This window comes from Prevotella heparinolytica, assembly GCF_002998535.1.
GTDB classification, from domain to species: Bacteria; Bacteroidota; Bacteroidia; order Bacteroidales; family Bacteroidaceae; genus Bacteroides; species Bacteroides heparinolyticus.
In genome coordinates this window covers 2,574,627-2,592,118 of record NZ_CP027234.1, presented here as the reverse complement: position 1 = coordinate 2,592,118, position 17,492 = coordinate 2,574,627, and the positions used below count along the sequence as shown (strand labels likewise).

Sequence of the window (17,492 nt, the reverse complement as noted above, 5' to 3'; positions counted from 1 at the left end):
GTCTCGTATATGCGACGTGTGTAGTCTCGTATATGCGACGTGTGTGGTCTCGTATATGCGACGTTCAGCACCTCATATATGCGAGGAAAACGGCAAGATATATACAAGTATTTAACAGGCATATAACATCTTGTTTTATACCGAATTCAGGTTAATACATAATAAATATGAAGAAGAATAGAGTAAAACAGTTCTGCCTACTTACACTGTTCATGTTGTGGACAAGCTTTTACGCTTTCGCCCAAGAAGAACCGAAAGTCAGCATCCATCTGAAAAACGCTTCTCTGCAAGAAGTCTTTAGTTCCATCGAAGCGCAAACCTCATACCGTTTCTCTTATCGGGAAACTGTAATAGACAACCGGAAAGACATCTCCTTGCAGATGGAGAACACCTCGGTATCTTCTGTGCTGAACCAAGCCTTGAGAGGGCGAAATCTAACCTACAAAATAGTATCCCACACCTCGATTGTGATTACCGACAAAGTAAATCAAACAGGAAACCAAAACCGGCCGAAGAAGATAACCGGTATTGTTCGAGATTCCGGCGGAGAACCTGTTATCGGTGCCAGCATCTTGGCCGAAGGCAGCACCTACGGCACCACAACCGATATTGACGGACGCTTTTCATTAGACGTTTCACCCGGCAGTCTGCTGATATTCTCCTATATAGGATATCAGTCTCAGAAAGTAGCGGTAAAGGACAAATCGGTATTGGAAATCGTTTTGAAAGAAGACACCGAACTGTTGGATGAAGTGGTTGTTGTGGGATATGGCACGCAAAAGAAACAAAACCTGACCGGAGCCACAACCACTGTCAATATGGACAAAGTTTTGGGCAACCGCCCCGTAGCCTCTACCGGTACCGCTTTGCGAGGCGTCATTCCCGGATTGCAGATTTCCAATGGGAACGGCGAACCGGGGGCTTCCAATAAATGGTCGATACGCGGTGCCATCGGAACCATAAACGAAGGGGGAGGCTCTCCTCTCGTATTGGTGGATAATGTGGAAATGGACATCGACATGCTCAATCCCAACGACATCGAATCGGTGACGGTATTAAAAGACGCCGCCTCGTCGGCCATCTACGGTGCCCGGGCTGCTTTCGGCGTCATCTTGATTACGACGAAAAAAGGAAGCAGAGACGACTCTTTCCACCTCAACTTCAATGCAAACTGGGCCATGTCCACCCCCATGAACCTGCCCAAGAAAGCCTCTCCGCTGCAAACAGTGGAAATGTATAAGAACACCGGAGACTTCAGCGGCCCTCAAAATCTGGACAAATGGATAAACCTGATTAAGGATTATAATCAGTCGCCATCATCCTATCCAAACGGATATGTCATGGGAACAGAGGCCGAGGGTGACGCCGGCATCAAGTACTCCATGGCCGAAACAGACATGATTGAGGACATGATGTCGTCTGCCGGATTCCAACAAATCTACGACGTGGTGGCCGACGGAGGCAATAAGAACATGTCATACCGCATGTCTCTGGGCTATGTCAATGAAGACGGCATCCTGATAAGCTCCAAGGACTCCTACGAACGCTACAACGTCACCGGCTACATTCGCTCCGACGCCAAACCATGGATAAAACCCGAACTCGACTTCAAATACAGCAACTCTACCAAAAAATTGCCGGAGACCAATGCCAACTTCGGCATTTGGGGTGCAGCCATCGCTTTTCCAAGCTATTACTCCATCGGCAGCGGAAAAGTGGATAATACGGCCTACGACTACAACACCCCGGCCAATTTCATCAAAAACGCATACGCCACCAACGTGCAGCTGGATAACCTGCGCCTGACCGGCAGAATCACCTTAATTCCGTTAAAAGACTGGAACGTGGTAACCGAATATACGCTCAACAAGAAGTTCTATAACAAGAAATCGTTCAACCCCATTTATACTTATCTCCGTTGTCAGGACGACGTATTGGAACAGTCGGCCACGGAAACCACTTCGGCCTACAACGTGGCGGAAGAAAAGACAAACTACTCTTCTTTCAACCTTTACAGCACCTACTCATTCGGATTGAGCGAGCGGCATTTCTTCAAGGCAATGGCCGGTTTCTCTCAAGAGTCATACAAATGGGAACAGCTCCTCAGCCGAAAAGCCAATATGATTAACCAAGACATGCCAAGCATATCGGGCGGCGTGGGCGAAGTCTATTCCGATGACAATTTCTCATCATATACTTTGCGCAGCGGATTCTTCCGGATGAACTACAGCTATGCCGACAAGTACCTGCTCGAAGTAAACGGCCGCTACGACGGTTCTTCCAAGTTTCCCACCAACTCACGTTTCGGTTTGTTCCCATCTATCTCGGCCGCTTGGCGAATCAGCCAAGAGCCGTTTATGCAAGGCATGGAAAAGGTGTTGAGCAATCTTAAACTCAGATGCTCGTACGGAACCATAGGCAATCAGAACATTTTGCCCTACAAATGGTTGCCGGGCATGAGCATACGCAAAGCGGCATGGTATCTGAACGGAGGATATGTCTATACGTTGAACACACCCGGTTTGGTAAGCAGTTCCTTTACATGGGAGAAAGTGAAAACACTGGACTTGGGACTGGACGCTTCTTTCCTGCAAAACCGCCTGAACATGACTTTCGACTGGTACGTGCGCGACACGAACGGCATGCTTGCCGAAGGCAGCAAAAAGCCGTCGGTGCTCGGCACAACCGCGCCATTGGAAAACACGGCGAACCTGCGCACCAAAGGTTGGGAACTTGCCGTGAACTACAACGGAAGCATCAGCAAAGACATCGACTATACCATCGGGATAACCCTGTATGACAGTAAAACCAAAATCACCAAGTTCGACAATGTTTCCGGCTTGCTTTCGCAGCACTACAACGGGCAGTATATCAACGAAATCTGGGGATATGAGACAGACCGTTACTATACGGAAGACGACTTCAACTCCGACGGCAGCCTGAAACCCGGCATTCCTTATGTAGACGGTTATTCAAGACCTAATCCGGGTGATGTGCTCTATATAGACCATGACAAGAACGGAATCATAGACAAGGGACAAAACACATTGTCCAACCCCGGCGACCGCAGCATCATCGGCAACTCCAGCCCACGCTACCAGTATGGTATAAACGGGGGAATATCCTATAAAAAACTGTCGTTCTCTTTCCTGTTGCAAGGTGTAGGCAAGCGCGACTTATGGATTTCGAACGAACTGTTCTGGCCGTGGTTCGACGAGTATTCCACCCTGATGAGCGGCCAACGAGACTATTGGACAAAGGAAACCCCCGACGCTTACTTCCCACGCGTCTACGACAAGGCCAAGAAAAACACGAGCGCCAACCGATTGCCCCAAACCAAATACCTGCAAAACGGCGCATACCTGTCCATACGCAACATCACCGTGTCGTACAAGCTGCCCAAGAAGTGGCTGAAACCGGTCAGGATAGCCCAAGCCTCTGTCTTTGCAAGCGGAGAGAACATTGCCACATTCGACCACCTTCCCGACGGACTGGACCCCGAAGCCGAGCTGAACAGAGAAAACGCACGAGGATGGACTTATCCTTACCTGAGAAAATGGTCGGCAGGAGTAAAAGTAACATTCTAACAACCATATAAAGCTACAGATATGAAAAAGATATATTACATAATAGCATCGGCAATGACAGCCTTGTGCAGCGGATGCAACGACGGTTTCCTCGAAGTATATCCCAAAGACCAACAAACCGAAGTGACCGCATTCACCACAAATGCCAGTTTCAAGACTTACGCATGGAGCCTGTACGAGATATTCGAGGGATACTCCGACACGAACTTCAGCGATGAAATCAATGCCGGCTACTTCATCACGAAGAGCAATTCGGCCGCCGGAAGCCTGTCTAAATGGGCAACCGGCGACATCACCGTGCCTGCCAATCCCGAAAATTACGAAGACACGGAAAATCCCGATAAGGTGACGTATCATCACGACTGGGATTTCGCGTTCATACGTCAGGTGAACCTGATGCTCGACAACATCGAATCCTCACGGATGGACGAGGCCGATAAAGAGCATTGGAGGTCGGTGGGCTATTTCTTCCGCGCATACCGCTACATGGAATTGCTTTCACGCTACGGCGACGTGCCTTGGGTGGAGCATGTGCTGAACACCCATTCTACGGAGCTGACCATGCCCCGGACACCCAGAGTGGAAGTGGCCGACCATATCTTGGATAACCTACAATATGCCGAAAGCCACATCCGCCAAGGAGGCGACGGAAACAACACCGTCAACCGGAACGTTGTCAATGCTCTGATTTCACGCTTCGGCCTTTTTGAAGGAACATGGAGAAAGTACCATAATCTGCCGGATGGCGAAAAGTTTCTGAAAGCATCAATTGAAGCATCCCGAAAAGTATTGGCCGCCGTGCCCGACGTACACCCGCAATACGACGCCTTGTTCAATTCCAACACCGACAACATGAGCAAAATAAAGGAAGTACTCCTTTATAAAGAGTATCGCAACGTAAAGGGAGAAGGACACTCCAGAGTGAGAAGCCTGCGCACCGGCGAGGCACGGACGGAGGCCACCAAAGACTTTGTAGACCGATTCCTCTGCACCGATGGGAAACCGATAAGCACCAGCGACGTATATGAGGGCTACAAAGAAACCGACGGTTCCAAGAAAGAGTACGCCAATTTCAGAAACCGCGACCGCCGGCTCTACCTGACCATCATTCCTCCATACATGACGGACAATGCACGTTCCGGCAATATCACCGCCTTCAAACGCTACGAGCCGACAAGCCCGAAAGCCTACGCCGATGAGTTCATCCAACTTATCAACGCCAACTCCGGTTCCGGATGGGCAGGCAACAAGACACTGCCCGCTTCCAACTTCAAAAACTACTACACAACGCGCATGCCCAACCTTTGGCAATCGAGCAATGGAGTGTGGAACTGGCAGAAAGCCTATATGGGCTATATTCCATGGAAGTTCTACAACACGTGGGTGATATGCCCCAGCAACGACTCATCCAACGATTCGGCAGCACCCATATTCAGGGTGGGCGAAGTGATGCTGAACTATGCCGAAGCGGCCTGCGAGTTGGGCGAATTTACCCAAAGCATAGCAGACGCCACCATAAACAAACTTCGTACGCGCGGCGGAGTAGCCCCGATGAAAGTAAGTGCCATTACAGACGGCTGGGACAAGTATCGCGAACCGGACGTTAATCCCCTATTATGGGAGATACGCCGCGAAAGAATCGTGGAACTTGCGTGCGAGGGCTTTGCCTTCAACGACATCAGACGTTGGAAGAAAGCCGAAAGCCAACTTTCAAAAATGCCGATGGGAGCCTATATAGTGAAAGCCGATTACGGAAACCCAAGCAGCATGAAAGTGGCACGGTATAATGAAGACGGCACAATCAACACCTCCAACACGCTGAAAGAAGGCCATCTGTATATCTTCACCATGCAAGGGCTGAAAGGATGGCAACCGCACTATTACCTCTATCCTGTGCCGCTGAGCGAACAGGCTTTGAATCCTAACCTGACACCCAACCCCGGATACGACAAATGAGACGAAGAATGAATGGTTTACGAACTTTGGCAACGGGAGGACTCGCCTTATCGGTTCTCCCATCGCTTCTGCATGCACAAGAGGCGGCACAGTCCGGACGGATGAACGTGCTGATGTTGATTGCCGACGACATGAGACCGGAATTAGGCTGCTACGGCATCGAAGCGATACACACTCCGCACATTGACCGACTGGCCTCCACCGGCCTGCTCTTCCGGAATGCCTATTGCAACATTCCTGTCAGCGGTGCATCACGTGCCAGCCTGTTCACGGGCATGTACCCCCGTTACCCGCAACGATTTACCCACTACGAGGCATCGGCCTCAACAGATGCCCCCGACGCCATTCCCCTTTCCGGGTGGTTCACGGCTCACGGCTACCACACCGTCTCCAACGGCAAAGTGTTTCACAACATCACCGACCATGCCGAGAGCTGGAGCGAACATCCGTGGCGGGTGCACCCCGACGGATACGGGCACGACTGGGCGGAATACAACAAATGGGAGGTGTGGATGAATGCCGAATCGGGCAACAGCATCAACCCCCGGACCATGCGCGGCCCATTCTGCGAATCGGCCGACGTGGACGATGAGGCCTACGACGACGGCAAAGGCGCCACCCGTACCATCGAAGACCTGAAAAGGCTGAAGGAACTGGGTAAACCCTTCTTCCTTGCATGCGGTTTTTGGCGTCCCCATCTGCCTTTCAATGTTCCTAAAAAGTATTGGGACATGTATCGGCGCGACGAGATACCTTTAGCCGCCAATCGTTTCCGACCACGATATTTGCCGGAAGAGGTTCAAGGCTCGCAAGAGATACTCTCGTATGCACGGGTCGATACCAAAGCGGAAACTTTTCGACGTGAAGCCAAGCACGGCTATTATGCCTCCGTGAGCTATGTAGACGCGCAGATAGGCAGAATCCTCACGGCGTTGGAAGAGTTGGATTTGGCCGACCATACCATTGTCGTACTTTTCGGCGATCACGGATGGCAATTGGGAGAACACGGTTTCTGGGGCAAGCACACGCTGATGCGGGAAGCCACGCGGATACCGCTCATCGTACGCGTGCCGGGCATGAAGCGAGGAGCAACCGAATCGCCCGTGGAGCTGGTGGATATATATCCTACATTGTGCGAGCTTTGCCGCATCGGTATGCCTCAAGGGCAGCTGGACGGAAGCAGCTTCGTTCCCATATTGAAGAACCTAAAGGCGCAAACCAAAGAGCATGTCTACATACAATGGCAAGGAGCAGATAACGCCGTAAACAAAAGATACAGCTACGCCGAATGGCCTCAAACGCCTGGAGGGCAAAGCCGGATGTTGTTCGATCACCGTACCGACCCGACAGAGAATGAGAACGCAGTCGGGCAAAAGAAATACAGCCGGACAATCCTCAAATTATCCGGCTATATCCGAAAGAAGAAAAACAGCACAGAGGCAACAGCCCGATAAGCACATTTATATGGATTGCAGGGGATTGCCTCAGAACAAGCTCCAAGCCACCGTAAGCCCTGCCATCACAATGGCTACCATGCTCATCAGCTTGATGAGGATGTTCAGGCTTGGACCGGAGGTATCCTTGAACGGGTCGCCCACGGTGTCGCCCACCACAGTGGCTTTGTGTGTCTCGCCGCCCTTGCCGCCGAAGTTACCTTCTTCCACGTATTTCTTGGCATTGTCCCATGCGCCGCCGGCATTCGCCATGAAGATGGCAAGCACAAATCCGCTGCTCAATCCGCCAATCAGCAGACCCAGCACACCGGGAACACCGAAGATAAGTCCCGTCAGGATGGGAGCGATAATGGCTATGAGCGAGGGCACCACCATTTCGCGCTGCGCCCCTTTGGTGGAGATGGCCACACAACGTTCGTAATCGGGTTCGGCTTCGCCCGTAAGGATGCCCTTGATTTCGTGGAACTGGCGGCGTACCTCATCCACCATGTGAGAAGCGGCGCGCCCCACGGCATTCATCGTCAACCCGCAGAACAGGAAAGCCATCATGGAACCGATGAACATGCCCGACAGCACCTTCGGGTTCATCAGTGTCACATCGTAATGGTGCATGAAGTCGAAGAACGTGGCATCTTGCACGGAGATGGTTTGGCCGCCAGAATGTATCTCAGTCATCCCAATCCGGGTAAGTCCGATACGTATCTCCTCGATATACGAAGCCAGCAGGGCCAAGCCCGTGAGGGCGGCAGAGCCGATGGCAAAGCCTTTGCCCGTGGCGGCGGTGGTATTGCCCAGAGAGTCGAGTGCATCGGTGCGTTTGCGCACTTCTTCGCCCAATCCGGACATCTCGGCGTTGCCGCCCGCATTGTCGGCAATAGGCCCGTAGGCATCCGTAGCCAGTGTGATGCCCAGTGTGGAAAGCATGCCTACGGCAGCAATGCCGATGCCGTAAAGTCCCAGTCCGACGTTAGAGAAATCGAAGCCCGAAGCGAAGAGATAGGAGGCGATGATGCCCGTCACCACGGCAATCACCGGGATGGCTGTGGAGAGCATGCCCAACCCGATGCCTGAGATGATGACTGTGGCAGGGCCTGTTTTCCCGCTCTCGCTCAGCTTCTGGGTCGGCCGGTAGGATTGAGATGTGTAATACTCTGTGGAACGGCCGATGACAATGCCCACTACCAGTCCCACTACCACCGAGCACGCAATCCAAGCCCAGTTATCCAGCTTCAGCAACCAAAGAATGAAGAAGGTGGCCACCACAATCAATATGGAACTAAGATTGGTACCCAACGCCAGCGAGTTCAGCAAGTCCTTCATCTTTGCATTCTCCTTGGTACGCACGGAGAAGATGCCTATGATGGAAAGGAGTATCCCGACCGCCGCAATCAGCATGGGCGCAATCACCGCCTTGAACTGCATCAGCGTGTCGCCCGAATGGATGAAGGCGGCAGCGCCCAGAGCAGCCGTGGCAAGGATGGAGCCGCAATAGCTCTCGTAGAGGTCGGCGCCCATGCCCGCCACATCGCCTACGTTGTCGCCCACGTTATCGGCAATGGTGGCAGGGTTGCGCGGGTCGTCCTCGGGGATGCCGGCTTCTACCTTGCCCACAAGGTCGGCGCCCACGTCGGCCGCCTTGGTATAGATGCCGCCGCCCACACGTGCAAAGAGCGCCTGCGTGGAGGCTCCCATACCGAAGGTGAGCATGGTGGTGGTGATGATGCAGAGTTTATGGGTGGGCGTCATCACGTCTGCCGGAATCACGGCGTTGAGCAACAGGTACCAGAAGGAAATATCGAGCAAGCCGAGGCCTACCACTACCAGTCCCATCACCGCCCCGCTGCGGAAAGCGATGCGCAAACCTGCGTTCAACGAGTTTCGTGCGGCATTTGCTGTACGTGCCGAAGCGTATGTCGCCGTCTTCATACCCAGAAACCCCGAAAGTCCCGAGAAGAAGCCGCCGGTAAGGAAAGCGATGGGCACCCAAAGGTTCTGCACCCCGAAACCATACGCCATGATGGAGAAAAGGATGACCAGTCCGAGGAACACCCACCCCACAATCTTGTACTGCTGCTTGAGGTAGGACATCGCTCCCTTGCGCACGGCGGCGGCAATTTTAACCATTTGAGGAGTTCCCTCACTCTCTTTCATCATCTCACGGTGGAAATACCCGGCAAAGCAAAGTGCCAGGATAGAAGCGGCCGGAACCAGCCAGAAAAGTAATTGGTCCATAGCATAAGTTATATTAAAAGGTTTTTTAACAACTGTCTAAAAATAAAGAATCGGAACGAGAAAAGCAAACGGGAAAGAGATATTTTTCAGAAAAAGAGATTGCGCGGAGAAAAAACAAAAAATCCCCTGAATGCATGTGTACACGTATCCAAGGGAAACAGACGTTATCTGCCGTCGTTTTTACTCTATCGTCACCGCCGTTCCGCAGGCCGTCACCATCAGCATGCTGCCGCTGCCGCCCACCGTTTCGTAGTCGAGGTCGACCCCAATCACGGCATTGGCGCCCATCATACGGGCATTTTCCTGCATCTCGTGCAAGGCTGTTTCTTTGGCTTGACGAAGCACTTCCTCGTAAGAGCCACTTCGTCCGCCCACCACATCCCGGATGCTGGCAAAAAGATCGCGAAACACATTGGCTCCGATAATGGTTTCTCCGGAAGCAATGCCATAATAACGGGTGATGCGTGTACCCTCAATCGTAGGAGTTGTAGTCACTAACATGATATTCTTCTTTTAAGTTATTCTGCTATATCAGACGCACAGCAGATAGGAAAAGTTGCAGCAGACACGCATTTTTTTATGTTTGCCCGCACTTTCACCCCCCCCGATAATGATAGCGCAGTTTTTGAGTGTAGAAAAAAGATGACAATCGGCACTTTGCGCATCCCTTTCTGTGAGTGAATGGATATTAGGTTGATTTTCAGTCGATAACGTCCCTCTTTTTTCTCTTCTCCGAGGTGGCGTATGAGAGGCACCGAGGAACGAGGCCTCCGACACCGAGGAACGCCCTCTTCCACACCGAGGAACGAGGCTTTCGGCACCGAGATACGATTTACCCCTATCGCATCCATACATTATATTTTACAAATGAGCGCTCCGGCAGAAGATGCCTACTATATGGGGGACTCAATCTCGAGAAAAAGAACCGTATCACTACTCAAAAAATAGAGTAATGATACGGCTTCTTAATATTTAAAAAGTCTGCTATTTCAAGTTTATTTTAGTAACTCCGGGTATGCGGATGCCGGGCTTCAGTTCGCCGCCGATGTAGAAGCAAGCGCCGTTGCCACCCACCAGCGCCGCGCCTGCACGGGCTGCATCGGCTACCTCGGCCACCTCCTGCCAACTATTGGCGGCGACATCATAGAGCAGGATGCGGCGGTTGAAACGATACCACTCTGCCGGATGGCGCAGGTAGTCCTTCGCCGGACTGCTGCGCAAAGCCGAGAGGAAAATATCCTTGTCCACCCCACCCATACAAAGAATGCGGCCATCGTCCAAGGCAATGGTAGCGCCGCCGCCCAATGAAACGGCCTCGCCATTGCGCCCCGTGGGGGTGGGCACCGGTATCCATGTATCAAAGGCGGGGTCATAGCAATACCCATTCACGGAAAGCGTTGCCTCACGCCCTTGCGAGGCGGGAGCGAAACCTCCCCAAAGGAAGAAACGATAAGCACCATCGACATGCACTCCTGCCGAAACGGGCTGTATACGGGGATTTCCGGGGAAAGGCGTCAGTTCTTTCCAGCCCTCGCCGGGCCGCTCCAAATCAAGACAGAGGAACGTGTTCGAGGCAGCTCCCTGCCGGTTGCCTCCTGCCACGTAGATGGTGTTTCCCATCAGGCTGCCCGTCAGGTTGTCCAGCGCATAGGGCAACGAGGGAAGCGTTTCTATCCGTACCTTTTTGTCTTTATTACCGATGACAAGGCGATAGACGTTCGTTGTACTGCCTTCGGCGTTCATGCCACCGATGCAAACCAGTCCGTCGGCCGTAGGCACGGAAGCACCGTAAGCCAGAGGCATGGGCAGTTCGCCCACCTTGCGCCAAAGCAGCACGGAGTCGGCAGGAAGCGGGGCGGCATAGATGCCTCGATAGTACCGCTTCCGTCCGCCATCGGCAGCCGGAACATCGGGGAAATTGCAACCGCCCGCCATCAGCAACCGGCCGTTCACCACACCGGCAAAGCAGGCGGAAACTCCGAGTTCAAATCCTTTCTCTTGTTTCGGGAAACCTTTCATCGGGCGCAGTTCTACCGCACGGCACGGCGGCAAGGCGGCTTGGGAGAAGGTCTGAGAAGAGTTCAGGAGAAACCGTAAACCCTCATCATACGAGTCATGGGGCATCTGTCCCAACCAGCGCAAATCTTCCGTGCGGAACGTGGAAGCGGGAAGCCCGGCGTCATTCACCAGATTGGCTCGGGTAAAAGGCTGCCAGCCGTAACGCACGTAGTGCGGATGCTTCACCGCCTCCGACCACACTTTCAGGCGTCCGTCCTCCACGGTTGCTTCCGCAGGGTGGAACAGTCCGTCCGTCTCGGCCACTTCAAACGTGCGCAACGGCTGTCCGTCGGCGCTTCGCAATCCGTCACCGTAATCAAAAGTAAGGTAGACGGCTCCGTCACGGAACGCAGCCTTGCGCAGCAACGGACCCGAGGGTGTCAGTGCCCGATGATAGGTGTCGCTCAACGCCCAGCGTGCCAGCCGCTCGCCCACCGGTTGTTTCTGCATGGGGTGCACGTCCAGCGAGTCGCCCACATCGCTACTCACCGCCATACCTGTATAGGGCATCTCCCGCATCAATCTGCGCTGGCTGTCTCTGAACCACGGCCACGACGGACGGTTCAGACTCGACAACTGCACGTAGTAGAAAGGCAAGCGGGCGTTTTCCCACTTCTTGCGCCAACTGCCCACCAGCAGTTTGAACAGCCGTTCGTGGGCATCCTTGTTATGAGCATTCGATTCTCCTTGATACCAGATGACACCTTTCAACGGATAACTTTGCAAAGGGACGATGCCCGCCTCGAACAGGTAGCAAGGCTCGTACGGATGGCGTTGATAGGGATTGGCAGACTTCTTGATGTTCAGTACCGCGCGACCGCGCACCCAGTCTTGTATGAAATCGTTCCGTTTCCAATCTTTCAGGATGGCGGGAAACTCCTGCTCAAGCGTGCCCCGGTCTATCCAAGCTTCTGTAGGCGAGCCTCCTACGGCATTGCAAATCAGCCCTACGGGCACTTGCAGGCTGTCTCTCAGCATGCGACCGAAGTAGTAAGCCACTGCCGAGAAATCGCCCGCAGTACGGGGTGTGCAGGCTTCCCATTCCGCCTCCTCGTAATAGTGTAAGGCGTTGAGCGAATCCAGTATGGCAGAATCCCATTCCACGGCATTCGTACGCCAGCGGGCTTTTATATCATAAAATCGCAGTTCATCGTCATCGGCCTTCGGAATATCCCGTCCGGCGGTAGCCGCCTGCTTCAACATAAACTCCATGTTGGACTGCCCGGAGCAGAGCCATACTTCGCCCGCCAACACATTCCGGTAACGCAAAGTCTTGCCGGATGTCGATACCGTCAGTTCATACGGTCCGCCGGCTTTCAAGGGCAACAAGCGGGCAGTCCACCTTCCGTCCTTACCGGCTACGACACTGCAACGTTGCCTGCCGATGTTCACCGTCACCCGCTCGCCTGCATCGGCCATGCCCGACACATCCAGCGGTACATTACGTTGCAACACCATGTTGTCTGTGTACAAAGCCGACAGGCGCAAGCCCCCGTAATCGCCTGTCAGGGCGGAATAGACCGTACGTGCCAGCAGTGTTGCGCCTTCGGCTGTAGGATGGAGGGCATCTGGCAATAAATGAGGATAAGGATAAAGCGGCGCATGGAAGTCGATGAGCTGCACGTCGGCACAGCGTGCCACCGCTTCGATGGCTGTCTGTATTTCGGCATGCCAATCGCGCGTGCCGGAAAGGAAACGTGCGTGCCGGTCGGATATGGGCGAGAGCCTTGCTATCAGGATGCGAACATCCGGATTCGCACTGCGCAACGAATCTATCAGCGACAGATAGTCGCTTACAAAAGCATCGCGATGGTGCGGCCAATTGCGCGGGTCGGTATCGTTGATGCCGAGGTGTATCACCGCAATGTCGGCGGCAAAACGGAGCGCATCCCTGAACTCCTGCTGTTGCATATACGGCCTGTGCCCCCGATTGAGCAGCGTGGCTCCCGACTTGCCGAAGTTGCCCACTTCATACCGTTTGCCCAGCATCTGTTGCAACTGTGCAGGATAGGCCTGCTTCTCCCTGTCGGGCAATCCAGCTCCGTAAGTGATACTGTTGCCTATACAAGCCACTTTCGTCTTTTGCTGCGCCAACGAGGAGAAACAAACAAATAAGACAGAAGACAAAACCAATAGTAAATGTTTCATGGCAAATAGAAATAAGATAAGTTACAGATTATCGGACAGGCAGTTTCCGTTCGGGAGAATAAACCAACCCGTCGACAGCTTTCTCGCCGCCGGGTGTCACGAAGACGCAGGTAAACATCCACTTCACCAACCTCACCTCAGGTGTGGTGAACCTGCCCACCGGAAGTTTCAAGAGCACCTTGTTCCACCCCTTGCTCAATTGCACGGAGAGGGGCGGACGCGCCACGCAATTCTCATTGCCGAGGGGTGTTTCATTGTTCTTCACCCCGTGGGTAGCCGTCCACACGGGCGGAGCAACTTCCCGGCCGTTAATCCAGATGCGGCTGCCTTTATGGTCCCACTTACCCGGCAAAGGCGGCAAATCGGGTTCCGAACGCGAATAATTCTGGAACTCCGCCCACAGACCCACCGTCTGCTTACGGGGAGAATATACATACGTATAGGCGTAGGCCGTGCTATTTTCTTCGGGATGCTTATAGAAAGCCGGTACGGTTGCACCCCATACATGCCGCAGATAAATGCCTGCTCCCACGGCAGGACGCACGCCATAGGTCTTTCCGTCATACTCATAGCTGTCTGCAACGATGGTTTCGGGCGGAAAACTCTTGTCAAGACTCCCTCCGTTGGGGAAGGCGTCGGTGATGTGCCAGCGCACATCGGTCTGTCGCACATAAGCAAACGGATAGCCGGCGAAGGTATGTTCCTTGTGCCACAGCAGCCGGTGTTCAAAATCGGCAAAGCTCCTGAATGTATCTGCCTGCTCGTCGGCAGGAAGCACAGTGCCGTCTTTGTCGAAGTACTCCGTTCCCCCACCCAGCCACGCACGCTCGGCCATGGCCAGCATGTTGGGGTAGAAATGGTTTTCGAGGATGATGTTGCGTTCAGAGGGTAGCAGACGGTCGTTCCAGATGCCCAGTATGCAGCCAGCCAAGTCGTCGGAACCCTGCGGCTCGTTGTAAATGCGGCTGTTGTACAAAGCCACGATGTCACCGAACGTATCGAAATGGTTCAGATAATGAAAGCGGGAATCGATGGCGGGAATGCCCGATTGCGCTTTCCCCCGATAACTCCACAACTGAGTCATGTCTATCTCACCCGGCTTGTAGCGCCAACCCGGATTCCACGAGATGACTTTCTTTCCTTTCGAGCGGACGTAGGCCACCATTTCAGGAACAAACTGCGGATTGGTGAACTGCACCTCATCCGTACCGATGTGCAGCCAAGGCACATCGAAGGTCTCGCATACCTCGTCTATCAGAAGCTTCAGTATCCTCATGCCTTCGGGGCTTTGCATGTCGTGACCGAAGGTGCGCACGAAAGCCGCGCTATGCCCCGGCATGTCTATCTCGGGAATGAGCGTCATGTGGTGCGCCTTGCAGAAGCGCACCAGCTCCTTTGCCTCCTCCAGCGTGTAGTAGCGCCCCGGCATGCGGGTGGTATGGGCAGTGTCGTTCAGTGCCGGAAAGAGCTTGCTCTCCAGCCTCCATGCCTGATTCTCGGTGAGATGCCAATGAAACGTGTTGATTTTGAACTTGGAGAGCACGGCGATTTCACGCTTCAGCTCTTCCATCGAGATGTAGCTGCGCCCGGTGTCGTGCATCCAACCGCGTATGCGGAAAGCCGGCCAGTCAAGTATCTCGCAGCAGGGTATTCGCACGCCTTCCGCTATCTTCCCCGCCAACTGACGCAACGTCTGAACGGCCCGATATACGCCGCACTCGGTGACGGCCTCCACCCAGATGCCACGCTCGTCCACCCGCAGGCGATAGGCTTCGTCCTGATTCAAGGGCACTCCCTCCAACTCAGGCACCAACACAACGGAAACGGCAGAAGCGGCATGTTCACTCACCTTACCTCCCAGCTCGACGATCAGTGCCTCCCAATCATTCAAAAGCACATTTGTGGAAAGTTTCACCCTATCCAGTGCCAACGAAGACGAATGCCACTCCACACGCCGGGGGCGAGGCAACAAACGTGCTCCGGCATCATCCGCATTCCGAGCCGGAAAAACAACACTCAAAGCAGGAGAAACCGCCTGCAACATCAGGAAGAGCAGAAGCACACAGCCCCGCACACACATCATATTCATAGGTAAATGAAAGTTTAGATATCGGTCATTCAACAGACGAGGACAGATGAAAATCCTCAAAAACAAGTCTCCGGCGAGGTTATACCCAAGTTCGGGATAAGAAGCGGGTCGACGGTCTCACCCGATGGCTTGTCTTTAAAGCATATAGCGTTGGCTATCAGATATTTACTTCCGCCTTGTCAGACACTTGTCTCTGACGGCTCAAACACTTGTGTCTGTCGGCTTGGACACTTGCCTCTGTCACGACAAAGGTTTGCAGCTGTCAAACTTAGCAAAAGCAACCGTCTATCCCGAACTCAGGCAGGTTATCTCTTCTTGATAATGTCTGTCAGCTTCACGCTTTGGAAAGCCATGTGCGCCACACTGCTCTCGTACAATATGCCCACCGTTTCTTTGTCAATCATCGTCAGGCAGGAGTAACCCCAGCTGTCACCCTCATCGAGCAGCAGCTGATTCTCGGGCAACCACGTAAGTCCACCGTCCAGACTGGCCTTGATGGTGATATGATGACGTCCTTTCGTGGTATTAGGGTTGGAGAAGAGCAGCAGGTCTTTGCCCAGCGCATTGTCCTTGGCCTTCACGCTGATGAGGCTGGCCATACATACCGATTCCTGCAAAGCCTTGCGCGAAGAAAGGTGCTCCGTCCAGGTGCGACCCAAATCCTCGGTCACGGACACGGCACGGCTTCCACCTCTGTTGTCGCGCATGTTCAGCATCAGCACGCCCGGAGCCACTTCGGCCACCTGCGCTTCGGTGGTGTTGGTGCGGGCATGGTTATGGATGGTCCACGTGTTGCCACGGTCTTTGCTGTACATGATTCCGGCATTGGGCACGCGCGTGGAGTCGATATACTGAATGGGGAATACCAGCGTACCGTCTTGCATGGTGATGCCCCGTCCCGGCCCTTGCAGCAGGAAGTACCACGAAGGATCTTTCACCTGCTCCGTGATGTTGATGGGTTCCGACCAAGTTTTACCGTCGTCCGTGCTCTTGGCCATGACGAGCTGCGCCGTACGGCTTCTGTCCATACCCGGATGCGAGCTCCACCACGCGCGTTGGTTGCCCATGCCGTGCGTCCAGGCAGCCACCACCCATACCGTATTTGTGCGGGTATCTACCAAAATGGAAGGATCGCCCACCCCATTCTGAGCGGCGGGCAATCCGCCGGTTTCTCCAAATGCCAACGGCAGACGCATCTTCTCCCATGTGCGGCCGCCATCCGTGCTACGGCTGAGCCCCACATCTACATGTTCCTGCAAGTCGGCACTGTTGTTATAGCGCACATCGTAAACGCCAAGCAGCATTCCGTTGTTCGTGGTGGCCAGTCCCGGAATGCGGAAAGCCGCCGAGCCGTCGTCGCCCGCATGGCGCACGCCTACTCCCATCCTGTGAACGATGCCTTCAGGAGTCGCCATCTGTATCGGAGCTTGTTTTCCGTCCACCTTTACCGAAGCCACAGTCGCCGTCACCTTGCTGAAGAGGGTTGCCTCCGGCTTCATCTGCAAGCTCACCCAGAAGTAATTGATTCCGGGAAAGAGTTCCTGATTGGCCGTCAGCACCACCTTGCCGCGCGGCCCGTCCACCTGCGCCTTGCAAATGGAATAAGACGGGTTAGCCGCCAACGTGCGGCCCACCGTGAAGGCAGAAACATAATCCACCGGTGCGAAAGGCTTCTTGGCATAGTTCTGAAGAGCTTCCGTACCGCTGTAATAGAGTTTCACCGAACGCACCTCGGAGAGTTTCACCTCCTTGCCGAAGTTCAGCACCACCTCGTTCAGCCTCTTGGCGGAAGTTGCCTCCAGCCGCATCCTGAACAGCACATTGTCCTGACGCTCTATCAACACGGGTATTTGGGTTTCATGCACGAAAACAGTGTCCGCAGCCTGCGCATAGGCCGCCTTTCCCGCCAACAGCAGGAATACAAATAACAGGATTTTCTTCATTTCTTTCTTCTTTTTCAGTGTTATA

At 53.7% G+C, this 17,492-nt stretch carries 8 protein-coding genes; 3 read left to right on the top strand and 5 right to left on the bottom strand.

The window, feature by feature from the left end; all coding sequences use genetic code 11:
- Positions 1–167 precede the first annotated feature (167 nt).
- The 3 genes from C3V43_RS10390 (at position 168) to C3V43_RS10380 (ending at position 6,997) form a co-directional block, all read left to right on the top strand.
- A complete protein-coding gene (locus C3V43_RS10390; protein WP_106069748.1) occupies positions 168–3,587 on the top strand; it encodes a TonB-dependent receptor in 3,420 nt (1,139 codons plus the stop codon).
- Between the two features lie 21 nt (positions 3,588–3,608).
- On the top strand, positions 3,609–5,543 hold the full coding sequence (locus C3V43_RS10385) for a RagB/SusD family nutrient uptake outer membrane protein (RefSeq protein WP_106069747.1): 1,935 nt from the start codon (positions 3,609–3,611) through the stop codon (positions 5,541–5,543).
- 101 nt (positions 5,544–5,644) lie between these two features.
- Positions 5,645–6,997: a sulfatase gene (locus tag C3V43_RS10380; protein ID WP_106069746.1), complete on the top strand. Its 1,353-nt coding sequence runs from the start codon at positions 5,645–5,647 to the stop codon at positions 6,995–6,997.
- A gap of 30 nt (positions 6,998–7,027) precedes the next feature.
- On the opposite strand, the gene C3V43_RS10375 is transcribed toward C3V43_RS10380, so the two are convergent.
- The 5 genes from C3V43_RS10375 to C3V43_RS10350 form a co-directional block, all read right to left on the bottom strand.
- Positions 7,028–9,229, bottom strand: coding sequence for a sodium-translocating pyrophosphatase (locus tag C3V43_RS10375; protein WP_106069745.1), 2,202 nt, complete (start codon positions 9,227–9,229; stop codon positions 7,028–7,030).
- A 180-nt stretch (positions 9,230–9,409) separates the two neighbouring features.
- Entirely contained in the window at positions 9,410–9,730 is a 321-nt protein-coding gene (locus C3V43_RS10370; RefSeq protein WP_106069744.1) for a heavy metal-binding domain-containing protein, read from the bottom strand.
- A 483-nt stretch (positions 9,731–10,213) separates the two neighbouring features.
- On the bottom strand, positions 10,214–13,435 hold the full coding sequence (locus tag C3V43_RS10360) for a cyclically-permuted mutarotase family protein (protein ID WP_106069742.1): 3,222 nt from the start codon (positions 13,433–13,435) through the stop codon (positions 10,214–10,216).
- 28 nt (positions 13,436–13,463) lie between these two features.
- A complete protein-coding gene (locus C3V43_RS10355) occupies positions 13,464–15,524 on the bottom strand; it encodes a family 20 glycosylhydrolase (RefSeq protein ID WP_235655838.1) in 2,061 nt (686 codons plus the stop codon).
- Positions 15,525–15,829: 305 nt separating this feature from the next.
- Entirely contained in the window at positions 15,830–17,467 is a 1,638-nt protein-coding gene (locus C3V43_RS10350; protein WP_106069741.1) for a sialidase family protein, read from the bottom strand.
- Positions 17,468–17,492: the final 25 nt, after the last annotated feature.